The sequence below is a fragment of the Cellvibrio mixtus subsp. mixtus J3-8 genome (assembly GCF_000766945.1).
Classification (GTDB): Bacteria; Pseudomonadota; Gammaproteobacteria; order Pseudomonadales; family Cellvibrionaceae; genus Cellvibrio; species Cellvibrio mixtus_A.
This window is the reverse complement of sequence record NZ_KN266207.1, coordinates 251,100-265,425: the sequence shown is the minus strand read 5'-3', so window position 1 is coordinate 265,425 and position 14,326 is coordinate 251,100. Positions and strand designations below refer to the sequence as shown.

Annotated in this window: 8 protein-coding genes; 1 reads left to right on the top strand and 7 read right to left on the bottom strand. The window is 51.4% G+C overall.

All coding sequences use genetic code 11. The annotated features are described in order from the left end of the window. Positions 1 to 24 precede the first annotated feature (24 nt). The 6 genes from A596_RS06225 to A596_RS06200 all read right to left on the bottom strand — a co-directional run bounded on the left by A596_RS06225 (position 25) and on the right by A596_RS06200 (position 6,189). Complete coding sequence (locus tag A596_RS06225; protein ID WP_039913285.1) at positions 25 to 1,101, bottom strand: FecR family protein; 1,077 nt, start codon at positions 1,099 to 1,101, stop codon at positions 25 to 27. Beyond that, positions 1,101 to 1,652 carry an RNA polymerase sigma factor gene (locus A596_RS06220; RefSeq protein ID WP_039913284.1) on the bottom strand — a complete coding sequence of 184 codons (552 nt, stop codon included), beginning with the start codon at positions 1,650 to 1,652 and terminating at the stop codon, positions 1,101 to 1,103. The genes A596_RS06225 and A596_RS06220 overlap by 1 nt, the downstream gene beginning before the upstream one ends. A gap of 199 nt (positions 1,653 to 1,851) precedes the next feature. Then, positions 1,852 to 2,850: an alpha/beta hydrolase gene (locus tag A596_RS06215; protein WP_039913283.1), complete on the bottom strand. Its 999-nt coding sequence runs from the start codon at positions 2,848 to 2,850 to the stop codon at positions 1,852 to 1,854. Positions 2,851 to 2,899: 49 nt separating this feature from the next. After that, positions 2,900 to 4,126 (bottom strand): pectinesterase family protein, encoded by a 1,227-nt coding sequence (locus A596_RS06210; RefSeq protein ID WP_052417292.1) that lies wholly within the window; start codon positions 4,124 to 4,126, stop codon positions 2,900 to 2,902. A 370-nt stretch (positions 4,127 to 4,496) separates the two neighbouring features. Beyond that, complete coding sequence (gene ilvE, locus A596_RS06205; protein WP_052417291.1) at positions 4,497 to 5,402, bottom strand: branched-chain-amino-acid transaminase; 906 nt, start codon at positions 5,400 to 5,402, stop codon at positions 4,497 to 4,499. Next, entirely contained in the window at positions 5,395 to 6,189 is a 795-nt protein-coding gene (locus tag A596_RS06200; RefSeq protein ID WP_039913282.1) for a PhzF family phenazine biosynthesis protein, read from the bottom strand. Before A596_RS06200 ends, ilvE begins: the two co-directional genes overlap by 8 nt. A 153-nt stretch (positions 6,190 to 6,342) precedes the next feature. Here A596_RS06200 and A596_RS06195 point away from each other — a divergent pair, with 153 nt between their 5' ends. Beyond that, positions 6,343 to 7,803 carry an aminotransferase-like domain-containing protein gene (locus tag A596_RS06195; protein ID WP_052417290.1) on the top strand — a complete coding sequence of 487 codons (1,461 nt, stop codon included), beginning with the start codon at positions 6,343 to 6,345 and terminating at the stop codon, positions 7,801 to 7,803. On the opposite strand, the gene A596_RS06190 is transcribed toward A596_RS06195, so the two are convergent. Then, positions 7,800 to 14,264: a fibronectin type III domain-containing protein gene (locus A596_RS06190; protein WP_052417289.1), complete on the bottom strand. Its 6,465-nt coding sequence runs from the start codon at positions 14,262 to 14,264 to the stop codon at positions 7,800 to 7,802. The two genes, A596_RS06195 and A596_RS06190, sit on opposite strands and share 4 nt — an antisense overlap. Between the last annotated feature and the right edge of the window lie 62 nt (positions 14,265 to 14,326).

Genomic DNA, 14,326 nt, shown 5'->3' with positions numbered 1-14,326 from the left:
TTTTATAAACCGGCAACTAAAAATTTATTGCAGCAAGGAAAGTTCGATCACTCCTTCACTTGAACGCGAGCTGTCGATATTAAAATTTTCTTTCAAAGCAACTAATAAACCATCAACATCACCTGCCTTGTATAAACCGGCGATACGTACATGACTAATACGTTGATCGACGACTTTAAAACTTTCCGGCGTATAGCGACTCAGCTCGTTAAGCGCGTCCTGTAAGGTTTCACCGCGAAATACCAAATTGCCATCACGCCACGACAAACGATCATGGATAACCGCAGTGTTAATAGTTTCCACTGCAACAGGTTCGCTGGCACGCGCACTTAATTTTTCGCCCTGCCCCAATACCTGAATGACACCGGGCTCACTTGTAGCATTGGCAATGGTATTGGTTTTGTCCGCCATGGGTTTAACATGCACCTTGCCTTCAGTGACGATCACATCGAAATCCAGCTCATCTTTTAAATACACATTAAATACAGTACCGACAGCTTCTACGACACGATCACCCACTTGCACACGCAACGGACGTTGTTTGTCATGTGCAACTTCAACCAATAACTCACCTTTATTCAGCACCAGCAATCGCTCGTGATCGCTATAAGTTACCGACACTTGCGTATTGGTGTTGAGCAGCAGCTTGGTGCCATCAGGTAAATTGATGGTTGAGTGCGCACCGATTCCAGTTTCGTACAAGGTATTCGATGTGCTGGTGTTGGCTTGCAGCGGTTGCCTGGAAGTCAATTCCTGCATAAATGTGGCGGGTACGAGCAGATTAAACCCTAACACCAGCACCAACGCCGATGCGGCAACGGCCCACACTGCGCGCCCCAGATTACGCTTGCCATCAGGCGCAGTTGCACGCGGTTGCGCCGCTGGCGGATCAAATAATTCGGAGAGCACCGACAAGCTGTCCATGCGATCCCAGAGTGTTGCCATTTCCAGCAAACACGTTTTGTGTTTGGGGCTGAGCGACAACCACTGACGCAGCGCTTCTGTTTCTTCATCCGATAAACCGCGATCAAGGCGCGTGACCCACAGGCTGGCGTCCTCATAAATCTGGTTATCAGTCTGGAATTGATAAATATTCGTCATCACATTACATCCCGACTCTTGGTTGAGCCCGAATCCTCGTTGGCGGATGCCCGGTTCATAAACTGACGGCAGCGAAGCAAGCCCGTGGCGATATGCTTCTCGACAGTGTTTTCACTGATATTTAAATTTTCGGCTATCTCTTTTTGCGAGTAGCCATACACTTTCTTCAATACAAACGCCTTCCGGCATTGCAGCGGCAAGTGACGCACCGCCTCGCAAAAGTGCTCGAATTCCCGAGTGGCAGACACCTGGCTATAGACCTGGTCAAAGTCACCTTCGACCATATCCAACCCCAGGTCCTCACCCTCCATACTCACATTGGTCCGGGTCTCGGCTCGCTTGAGATGGTCAAGCGCGAGATTACGGGCCGTGCGGTACAAAAACGAACGCGGATGCAGGATCTGCTCGGTTTTATTAACCGCGCAGATACGCACATAGGTTTCCTGCACTATGTCTTCTATCTCTTTCGGCGGCACCAAACGCGACACAGCCCTCATCAACCCGTTTCGTATCGACAGGTAGACGCTCTCCAAGCTCTCTTTATTAGTCATGATTATTCTTCTGGATTCTGTAGTGTCAAACACCCCCCGGCGTCGAGGCAAGGAGGTTTTGTACCATGACGATTGGCCGCGAAAAATCCGCCAGTCGAGGAAGAAAGAATAGCACCAACACTGAAATTGACCGTGCTATCACCTGCGCGGAACAACCAAACCGATGCGCGCGGGAAAGGTTTTGCCAACCCTGACAATATCAGGGCTTAAAATGTTCGTTCAAAAACTCCACGACTACAGCAGCAGCGGGTTTGATATAAGGCTCATATAACCAGAAGGTGTGCGGCGTATTGGGCAAGGTCACCACTTTGGTGGGGATACCATAGATATCCATTTTTTTGACCATTTCATCGCGCCCGACATGGAAACGTTCTTGCGCACTGTTCAGGAAAAGGATCGGTGGACTGGCCTCACCCACATAATAAGTCGGCGATGCATCGTGCCAAAGATCGCGTTTTTCGGCATAACTGCCACCAAACCAGGCACCAGCGGATGAGCGCCCTACTCCCGGTACATCTTCATGTTTACGCGCTTCAGCTGAGGTGAAATCAGACAAACCATCAATATTCAGGATCAGTTGCACATCGCTGGACACCTTGCTCTCTTTGGCTTGCGGATCAAAACGCAGCAAACCATTGGTCATTCCCGTCAGGCTGGCAATTTGCCCGCCTGCTGATGAGCCACCCACCGCGATTTTTGCAGGATCAACGCCGAATTCGCCGGCATTGCTACGCAACCAGCGAATCGCGGCTTTCACATCGTAAACCGCTGCTGGATATTGGGCTTCCGGTGCTAACCGATAAGTAATTGTCGCAGCAACATATTCCGCTTTCGCCAGCTCAATCGCCATAGGCGTGAGATGAGTACGATAGCCCGAACGCCAACCGCCGCAGTGAACCAGAATCACACCCGGCGCCAGTTTGTTCGCCGCACCCTCCGTTAATTTTTTCGGCATATATAAATCCAATTGCAACTCGCGCGCGCCGTAACGAACATAGGTGATATTTTTTTTCTCAATTACATCCCCCGGAACAGATGTGCTCGCAATCCGGATTTCAGGAAAACTTTTCACATCGCCGGCGTAACGATTTTCTACGGTGTAGGTATTTTCATAAGCCGGTGGCCCCGATTGCAATGAAGAACAGCAAGCAAGGCAGCTAATAGAAAGCACAATTGTTATTAAGTTGGTCAGTTTCATATACAGCTCATTGATTCATTATTGCGTGGATACTACATCGGGCGCGCACTCAATTCCTAACGCGGGATACGCGCCGCTGCGGATTCCAATCCAGGAAAATTTTTTCCAGTGAATAGTCAACCGCTTGTTCGTCGGTGAGTTGTGGCCGTTGCGCATTAATTGCCGCGCCGGGCCCCGCACTTTGGTATTCAAAAAAACGCGACTCTTCCGGTGTAAAGATCCGGCTTTTGGTCCCGTCGCGCGCCGTCCCCGGCATACTCGACCAACCCTGCACATTGATGTGGCTATCCATAAAGGTGCGGATAAAAACGGCTTTGCCGATTGCATCCGGATCAGCGTAACGGCCATCAGGGAAATCAGTAGTCGGGTGCCATGGACGTCCCAACGTAATACTGCCATCGGGCACACCTTGCTCGCGTGTCAGCGTGCAATCCAAAAAAGTTAAACCATGGGCACGAGCAATATTCGTTGAAGGGGCAGTGATAAAACTGTGGATCTCGCCCTCGGCAAAATTACTGTTGCGCGGACGGCTGATAATGGTCGACTTTTCAAACACAACTGTGCCTTGCCCGAAAATAAAATCCACATTGCCACTAATCGTACTTTGATAAAAATAGGCGCGATTACCGTGCACAAACAAGGTGTCTTGATAACCGTTCAAAGTAACGCGGTTAACACTCACGCGATCACTACGCGCATCCAGCAACAGCGCTACGGCTTGGCTATCGGCTACTGCATCGGGGTCGTTGCGCGCTTGCTTGCCATCGTTGGTTAAAAAATCGTAGGTGTTTTCAATCGTCAGATCGGCGAGATACACATCCACTGAATTAATTGAAACCGTTGCAGAACCCGGTGTACCCCAGTTATCGGCACGATAACTGCGCGAATTGGCAGCATGGGCATCAAAATAAATAATTGTGCTCCCGGCACCCTCACCTGTTATCTCAATATTCGCGCGTTCGATATTCAGTTTCTCGTTGTAGCGGCCTGCTTTTATCAAAATGCGATAGCGAGTTGCATCATCGCTTGGGGCTGCATCAAGCGCGGCTTTGATAGTTTTGAACGCGGATGGGGAATCGCCATCAACTACTGCATCGAAATGGGTGATATCAGTTGGGGTCGGGGTACTATCATTAATCACAATATCATTAGTCACAATATCAGTCGCGGTATTAACCACAGTGTTGGCATCTGCACCGGAGTGAGAAGAGTGCCGGTCACAGGCGCTCAGCCCTATTATTGCCAGTAGTAAAAAAATGGGTTGTATCGTGCGCATCAACAGACGCTCCGTTCCTATTGGTAATAGTTGTGTGGAAAGTTTGCGCTATGACGATTGGCAGGCAAAAATCCGCTAGTCCTGTAGTGAATTTAATTCCAATGGGACTGCTTGGTAGAGTCTCTAAGAAGGGATAGATCTTAATTGGATAAATAGCACAAGCTAAATAATTGACGAAAGCCCGCCGCATGACCACAAGATATTTTTCAGCCAACACCAGATTGCAAAAAATAATGTACCTGAAGCCAGGGTATAAAAATTGTTTAAAAAAATTATTTGCTGCACCGGACCTGTGATTTATGCGCTGAGGTTTTGCGATTTATTTATCGAAAACCTCGCACATCAACAACACCAGGTGCTATTAATTAAATCAATTTTCGCGTTTTACCAATTCCTTAAAAGCAGTGGAAACGCGTTGATAAATTGGCCCCGGGCATTGAGGGATTACACGGCCATCGGCGCGACCTACCGGAATTAATTCGGCGCCGGTGCCGGTCAGGAAACATTCATCAGCAGTGAATAAATCGTAGGGTGCGAGCGGTGTTTCGCGGAATTTAATACCCAGGTTTTCCGCGAGTTCCAATACCACCTGGCGAGTAATTCCATCGAGCGCACCTTCAATTACTGGCGGCGTTAGCAACTCATCTTTTTTCACGATAAAAATATTATCCGCACTGCCCTCGGCAATTCGGCCGGCACTATTCAGCAGGATCGCTTCGTCAGCTCCGGCATGGGTGGCTTCCATGCGCGCAAGAATGTGATTGAGATAATTCAAGCTTTTTATGCGGGGATCAAGACCGTCAGCACCTAAACGGCGCGTAGCCGCAATAATCACTTTTGCCCCCTCGCTTCTCACCCGCTCACTGACCAGTTGCAAACGATCAGCGATGATAAAAACTTGCGGCGAATGGCAACGCGATGGATCTATGCCGAGTGGACCGGGACCGCGCGTAACAACCATACGCAAATAGCCGTTTTGCTCCGGTGCAGCAGCAATTGTTTCCAAAACCGCTTGCTTAAGCGCTTCCATGGCGTAGGGAATATCCAGGGCAATCGCGCGCGCGGATAGTAACAAACGCTCCAGGTGCGCCTGCAAACGAAAAGCGGTGCCGTTGTAAAAACGAATCCCTTCAAATACCCCATCCCCATATAAAAGCCCGTGATCAAACACGGAAACGCTGGCGTGCTCTGGTGCAACCAGTTTTCCGTTGAGCCAACAAACCGGGGCGGCCTGTGTTGATAATGACGGTGAATTTGCAATTGCCGGATTAGCCATGGAATTCTCCTGTGAGCATAGTGTGAGCTTTACCGGTGAGATACACGCGCTCACCCGCCCATTCGATGGTAAGTAAACCGGTGCGTGCCGATGCCTGGAATGCCTGCAAGCGCGCTTTGCCCAAACGCTGCGCCCAATAAACGGCGAGCAGGCAATGCGCTGAACCGGTGACGGAATCCTCGGAAATACCAACGCGCGGACCAAAGAAACGCGAAACGATATCCAGCCCAGGTTCATCGGCTGGTGCCGTGACAATCAAACCGCGCTCGGTGAAAGAACTGATCAATTCATCATCCGCACGGATATTGCGCACTTGGCCAGCAGTTTCCAATACCACCAAATGATCATCGCGACCACGGCCAAACCAGGCGGGCTGCCCACCCAATAGTTGCACCAGCGCTGCGGGAACTTTTCTGACAGTTGTAGGGGAGTCTGCCGGGAAATCCAGGCGGATATTACTCCCGTCACGCACGGCTTCCAGCAGACCGCTGCGGGTACGGAATTTCAATACCGGGATTTTCTCACCGGCTTCATGCCATAGCGCATGGGCAGCCGCGAGTGTTGCATGGCCGCAAAGGCTGACTTCAGTGGTTGGTGTAAACCAGCGCAATCCCCAGGTGTCTGGACCTTGTTTAAGGAGGAAGGCAGTTTCGGCCTGATTCATTTCGGCGGCGACTTTTTGCATCCAGGTGGCTGACTTTTCATCGCGTAAAAGGCACACCCCGGCAGGGTTGCCACTGAATAAGCCACTAACAAATGCATCTACCAGATAAAACGGTTGCCCCATGATTCTTTTCCCCAAAAACAATGTCCGGTTTGCGAATGTTGGCCAGTGTATTTTTTCATCTATATGCATTACAGTTTCAAAATTAATTAATTGATACGGTACAGTTTTAACTAAATAAACCTGTACCTATAAAAACCCACTGAAACTGTACCTATGGCTGAACACACAGTAGAACTTCTGTATCGAAAACTTGCCGATGAGTTAGCGGCGCTCATCAACAATGGCGGATTCCAGGCGGGTGATAGGTTGCCCGGGGTGCGCCACCAGGCACAATTGCGCAGCTTGAGTATTGCGACGGTGATTGCGGCCTATCGCCAACTGGAAGATTGGGGATTACTGGAGGTACGCAATCGCTCCGGTTTTTACGTTAAATCCAAACCCGCTACGGTGGTACAACCACCCCGCATTGTTGTAACTACGATGCGCCCTGCTCCGGTTACCGGGCAGGATATGGTGCTCCAGCTGATCAAAGCCGCGAATAACCCGGCGATTGTGCAATTGGGTGCGGCAGTGCCTGCCCCGGAGTTTCTGCCCACCCGTGCCATCGAACAAGCGTTGACCCGGGCCGCCCGCAACCAGCGCGTACGCACCAGCAATTATGAGTTTTCACCCGGCGCGGTAGAGTTGCGCCGGCAAATCAGCAGACGCCTTGCTGACGCTGGTTGCGCAGTACATCCGGATAATCTGGTCATCACCAATGGTTGCCAGGAGGCGCTGACCCTGGCACTACGCGCAGTTACAACACCCGGCGATGTGGTTGCTATCGAATCGCCCACATTTTATGGATTGCTACAGGTCATTGAATCGCTGGGCCTTGAAGCGCTGGAAATTCCTACCAACCCGCGCTCGGGTATGTCACTGGAAGCATTGGAATTGGCCCTGAGCCGCTGGCAGGTTAAGGCGTGTGTTGTCACCCCCAATTTCAGCAATCCGCTCGGCTGCTGCATGCCGGAAGAAAACAAAAGGAAATTGGTAGGTATGCTCAAGGAACGTCGGATTCCGTTAATTGAAGATGATATCTATGGGGATTTGAGTTTTAGCCATGCGCGCCCTTCGCTACTTAAAGGGTTGGATGAAAATGTCATCCTTTGCAGCTCGATTTCCAAAACCCTGTCGCCGGGTTTGCGCGTCGGCTGGATTGCCGCCGGCCCGTACCAGGATAAAGTCGAGTACATGAAATATGTACTCAATCTGGCCACAACAACAATTCCCCAATTAGCGGTTGCCGATTTATTGGAAAACGGCCAATACGAACGGCATCTTCGCCGGGCCCGCAGCGATTACGGCCAGGCAGTCACGCGTATGACCGATGCCATCATTCATTATTTTCCCGAAGGCACAAAGATTACCCGCCCCGAGGGTGGCTTTGTCATCTGGCTGGAATTACCGGGGGAAATCGACACGTTTGTGTTGGCCCATAAGGCCCTGGAACTGGGAATCAGCATTGCCCCCGGCCCCATTTTTTCGGCCAGCCAAAAGTACCGGCAATTTATCCGGCTTTCATGCGCATGCGTGTGGGGAAATCGGGTTGAGCGCGCCTTAATGACATTGGCGGGATTGATCCAACAAGGAAACAATCCCGCCAAGCCAGGCCCGCCAATCAGAGGCGATTAAAAGCGGAAACTACTGCCAAATGCGTAAAGGTCAACTTCCTGTTTTTCGAAGTATATGCGGCGTAAACCGACACTCAAACCTACATGGTCATTAAGTGGAAGCTCCAGTTTGACACCAGCGACGGGATCAGCACCGGAATCATCGGGCAGAACAAATGGCACCTCGTTGACTTTGGTTTCAGCTTCCCAAAAGAAAACACCGGCATCTGCAGCAATATTTACCCTGCCACCCAGGCTGAAGCGCAAACCTTGCACCAAATTCACGCCTTTGGCGGTCACTGGGTATTCGCGACCAAAATCGCGTGCAAAAGCGACCAGATCAGCATCGCCATCAACCAGTAGATCCACTTTCACATCGCCCAAATCCAGGTAGCCAATTTGGGTGTAGGTAAAACTGTTCCAGTCGTAACCGGCAGCAATTTGATAGCCCGTGCGGTCTTCATCGTAGCGTTCGACAGTGAATTTATGGCCTTCTGCTGCCAGCGCGCCAGTGAAATCACCCTCCGTCTGGCTGCCTTCTACCGAATAAACCTCAACGCCCAGGTAAAGCTTGCCAGTACCAGTCTCTGCCTGGCTATTGGCAGCAACCAGGGTTACCGCTAATGCCAGTAATTTTGTGCTGTGACGTTTGATCATCAATAAACCTCCCAATAGCAATATCCATAACTCTCCAACACTACCGCTACCCTTCGATTTCACTTCCACCGGAGGCTTTGGTTCCGGTGGCTCTGGTTGCTCAGGCTCAACCGGTTTGGCTCCACTGACCGCACCGGGGTCTACTACAGCCGAGTTTACCTGACCGTCATCATCGTTAGGGCCACCATCTTCAATGGTCAACTGGACACACAGGTGACCCGCTGTTAAGCCCGGTGTCCACTCAGCCGACCCCGGTGGCGGACAGTAGCCAGGATTACCCGCCGCCGAGTGGATGGAATTGTCAGCATCCGTCACAAAGCTCACCCAGCGCCCTTGTTGGAATTTGCGATAAACCGCGTTGGCTGGCACTGCAGCACGTTGTGGAATGACCACACGCACTGATTGGCCCGGCGTCGGTAAATCGCGGATAGCGAAGTCAAACACACCACCCACGGGCTCAAATGCAGGGTCAACGATCAAATCAGGCAGAGTGCTCACTTCATTATCGAGGATTTGCACACCACCGGAATTACCGCCACGGGCAAACAACCCCAAGCCACAACGCACTCCCGGGTCACATTCGATCAGGTAGGCATTAGTGGTGTTACCTTGCTGCGGCAGGATATTTGAGGATGGCATGTTATCCAGGTAATCCGGGATACCGTTGTCATCCGAGTCGCTGGTACCTTCCACCGCATCACTGATTCCATCCTGATCGGTATCGGTATTTGCATCCAGCACCGGCAATGCACTGACAATACGGAAGTAAGCGGATGCCTGAACTATCGCACCACCGGAATCAGTAACGATAACCTGGATTTGCTTGCTACCTGTCAGGCCGGAAGGATCCAGCGTTCTAACAGTGCTATTTGCGTCGCCAGTCAAACCGGTTCCGATCCACACAAAGGTGTGCGTATCATCTATATTCGGATCGACGACCGATGCCGTAAGAGTGACCGGGCCACCACTTGGGGTAATCAGGTTAGTGGTGATTCCGCCCTGGCTCACACTCAAGCTCACCACTGGTGGCACATTACCCTGACGGATATCTATAACGTGGCGATTCGCCGCCCCCGCATTAATACCACTTCCCAATTCCACAACCAGCTGGCTATCGCTAAATCCGGTCACTGCCGCCAGCGTTACGGGAATAGCCACTTCCACTTGCCCTGCACCGGTAAAGGTCGCTGTACCGCTCACCAGATTATGTTCCGCTGACGTTGCTGTAGTAGATGCATCGATCACATAAGGAATGCTTAATGGGTATGAGGGAGCAGGACCATTCAGCAACACACGGAATTCCACATTGCTACCACGCACCGCTATTTGTGATTTGCTCAGGGATACCAATGGATTGATATTGACGATTTGCGTGGCTTCACCGGTAACACCGACGGCATTAACAGCCTTCCATTTCAATTCATGGCGGCCCGGTGGCAAGAGCAATGAGTTAGTTGCAGTCAGCCCTTCAACACTGGTGGTACAGCAATCGTTACCCGTTACACCGTCTTTCGCCAACGCCTTCAATGAAGCATCGATTTCACTTTGGCTTGCACCTGAACCAATACCCAGTAACTGACGCAAGGTGATAGGTGTAAACAACGCGGTTGCATTGACATCCAGGGTTGCCGGGGCAGTTACTATCGGCAGGAGTGGATCAACAGTCGAAATCACTTCGATATCAAACGCTGGCAACGCAACACTCGCGGTGCCGTCGCTAACGCTGATCACGATACCAGTGGTTTTACCCGCATCAGTACCGGCCGGAGTGCCCGTCAAGGCACCAGTAGCGGTATTGAAGCTTGCCCATGTTGGTTTGTTGGTGATGCTGAACGTCAGCACATCACCAACATCCAGATCACTGGCAGTCGGAGTGAAGCTATAGGCGGTATCCTGATTCAGGCTGGCAGGTGCAGTGCCACTGATCACCGGCAAATCGTTCACTGGCCTGATAGTGACATTTACCGTAATGCTGGCACTGGCACTACCGTCACTCACCTGGACAATAAAGCTATCGCTACCGTTGTAATTGGCAACCGGTGTGTAGCTCACATTGCCATTCGCTACGCTGACATTTCCGTGTGCAGCAGTACTCACAGACCAGGCCAAGGTGTCACCATCGCTATCAGACGCACTCAAGGCCAGTGAGAATGGCGTAGGATCACCATCTTCACTCATGGTGACAGAAGTAGAAGAACCCTGGGCAATCACGGGCGCATTATTAGGCGGTACAGATGGAGTCACCGGGTTGGATGCTGCCGATGGCGAGCCAGCACCAACAGCGTTGGTAGCCCTTACGGTAAAGGTATAACTGGTGCCATTGGTTAAACCAGTGATGGTAATCGGTGAACCCGTACCACTGGCAGTTGCACCACCGGGGCTGGCGGTTACGGTATAGCTGGTAATAGCCGCACCACCGGTAGAAGCAGGCGCAGTAAAGGTAACCGTTGCCTGGCCATTACCGGCTGACGCGCTACCGATAGTCGGCGCACCTGGCACTATTGCATTTACGGTAAAGGTGCGGCTTACCTGGGTTGCCGGCAGATAGCTGCTATTTCCCGCCTGATCCACATTGATGGTACAAGCACCGGCAGTCACGAAAGTCACTGCCCCGCCACTGGTAATGGTACAAACACCGGTAGTGGATGAAGTAAAGGTTGGCGTCAAGCCGGAATCCGAAGTAGCGGTAAACGTTGGAGTAGTACCAAAGTTTTGCGGACCAGGATTGGCAAATGTGATTGTCTGTGTTGCCGCCGGTGTCACCGGGTTGGAGGCGCCGGACGCTGGACCAGTACCAACAGAGTTATCTGCCGTTACTGTGAAAGTGTAAGGCTGGCCATTGGTCAAACCGGACACCACAATGGGCGAGGACGCACCATTGACCGGCCCCACATCGGCCGGGCTGGTAATCACGGTATAACCGGTAATTGCTGTACCACCGGTATTAGCTGGTGGAGTGAAAGCAACGCTAGCCTGGGTATCGCCCGCAACCGCAGTGCCGATGGTGGGTGCCGCGGGAACAACAGCAGCTACCGTGAATGTCTGGCTAACCTGGGGCGCAGCAAGGAAGGATGAATCCCCGCTCTGGTTGGCATTGATGGTACAGGAACCTGCACTGATGAAGGTCAGTACACCCGCGCTCGTAACGGTACAAATACCGGTCGTCGATGAGGTAAAACTTACCGCCAAACCGGACGTAGATGACGCTCCTCCACCCAACACTGCCAAATTCGGTGTAGTGCCAAAATTTTGTGACCCGGGGTTGGCAAACGTAATGGTTTGCGATGCTTTCGGGATAACCGCATTTGATGCCGCTGAAGCCGCCCCCGTTAACGGTGCCGCGTTGGTCGCAGTCACAGTGAAGGTGTAAGAAACACCATTGGTTAAACCCGATACGGTGATAGGTGACCCTGCACCGGTTCCTGTGAGCCCGCCGGGATTCGCTGTTACGGTATAACCGGTAATACTGGTACCGCCATTACTGACAGGTGCAGTGAACGTCACAGTGGCACTGGTATTGCCAGCAGTGGCTGTACCTATCGTAGGCGCGCCGGGTGCTATCGCAGCAACAGTAAACGTTTGGGATGCGGTAGATGCCGCATTCCAGACACTATTTCCACCCTGATCAGCATCAATGGTACAAGAGCCTGCTGTTACAAAAGTCAAGGTACCACCGGATGTGATAGTACAAACACTGGTTGTCGCTGAACTGAAAGTGACCGTTAAACTTGAGCTGGCAGTGGCAGTCAAGGTTGGCGTAGTTCCAAAGTTCTGCGAACCGGGGTTGGTAAAGGTGATGGTCTGGTTGCCTTTGGGCGTAGCCGAGTTGGATGCACCGGAGGCTGTACTGGTGCCTATTGCGTTAGTAGCCGTTACGGTAAACGTGTATGAAGTGCCATTAGTAAGGCCAGTTACGCTTATTGGCGAAGTAGTAAAACCATTGCCACCTGCGGTGATACCACCAGGGTTGGAAGTCACTGTATAACCGGTGATTGCAGAACCGCCATTATTAACCGGTGCTGTAAAGGTGATACTTGCCTGACCATCACCGGCAGTTGCGGTACCGATTGTTGGAGCGCCCGGTGCCGTTGGAATGGCTACCGTGTGCGTAGTACCGCTGGTGTAAGCCGCAGGGCTGGAGTTGCCGGCAGCATCAGCAATATTGGTCGATGCATTCAGATTTAATTTGATAGTACCGTTGCCAGTAATACCACTGACGGTGACGGTCACACTTGAACCTGAGGATGCAGACACACTGGCAATTGTTCCCGCCGCCGTGCCGGTTGTTCCCAAAGCAAAATCATCGGTAGAAATATTGTTTACCGACTCGCTAAAGTTTACGGTGAAAGCAACACTTGTATCAGTGGATACAGCCCCACCTGACGGACTAGTACTGGACACAGATGGCACAACACCATCCACTACCAATGCCTTGTTGGCTCCCAGCGAGTTTGCAGCACCGGGTGAGGCCAATGTCAGCGTTGCGTTATTGCCAGCTGCATCGCGAATAGTTCCACCGTTCAATGCCAGGGAATTGGTCGCCACATAATCGAGGTCAGCGGAGTTATCACCCGCTTGTATGGTATAGCTGAATGTCAGCGAACTGGTGCCACTGCCACTTGCATAGTTGATCGTTCTGTCTGTTGCGCCGGTCTCCAGCGTTAATTGAGGAGTGCCGCCGCCGGTATTTACAGTAACCGTTTCACTGAAATTAACCTGGATGCTAATGACATCACCCAATTTGTAAGTGCCATTGGCGGTACTGGCCGTGACTGATGAAACAGTTGGTGCAGTGCTGTCCACAAGCACACCGGTTGTAGCACCAACAGAGTTCAACGTAAGCGTCATGTCATTGTTAGCGGCATCTTTTAAGGTTCCGCCGTTTAAACCTAATGCACCGACAGTAATACCGTCCGAATCAAGCAAACCACTTTCAACCGTGTAGCTGAACACGAGCGCCGAACTTCCAGAACCGGATGAATATGTTGCGTATTTGGTCGTGGCGCCAATGGTCAATGCGATACGAGGGGTGCCCCCTGTCGGATTCACAATCACGTTTTCGCTAGTATTGACGGTAAAACTCAGCGTATTGCCTGTGATGTAGGTTGAATTTGCAGGGACACTTACACTGGTGACGGTAGGTGGGGTGGTGTCAGGCGGAACACCGGACTCAAAATCCAGATCGTCAACGGCAACAATTGTATTGGTACCGGTGAAACGAATTTCATCAATATAATTCCAGCTGCTGTTAAAGGTGATAGTGCCACCAGCACCTCCAGGCACCCCATTTTTGGTATAGGTCACTGACCCGGACGAATCGGATATATTGGTGTCAATTGTGTCTGATACAACGGAAACACCATCACGGTATCCTGTCACAGTCAGGTTTGGGCTGGTACCCAAGCCAGCACCAGTATCAATTTCCATTGACACGATTTTGAATTCAGAACCATCGGCAGACGTAATTCTTGCATCAAGGGCACCACCGACTACCGTAGCACCATCGTAGTTAAACATGACGGCATTATCCGCACTGTTGGGTGTAATACTTATAGCGCCGGGCTCCGAAAAAAGCGCCATCGCTGCACCAGAACCAGAATTGGGCGCCACCAAAGTATAGGTAGCGCCAGCGAGGGTGTACCCTGAATTCGTTAAATACCCCGGGGTTTCCGAATTAAACCCCTGATCAGAAGGGGTAACAGCATGGGCACTTACAGATGCCAACATTGCCAAGCCACTTAATAACCCTTTACACCAATGTGGGCGCGTATTTCTGGCAAGCCTTTCATTTATTGCACGAGTTAATTGATAAGCAACCTGCAACATGACCAATCTCCACGATTAAGCAATCAAGATAAACAGCTGCGTGCGTCCCTGCGCGCACCCGA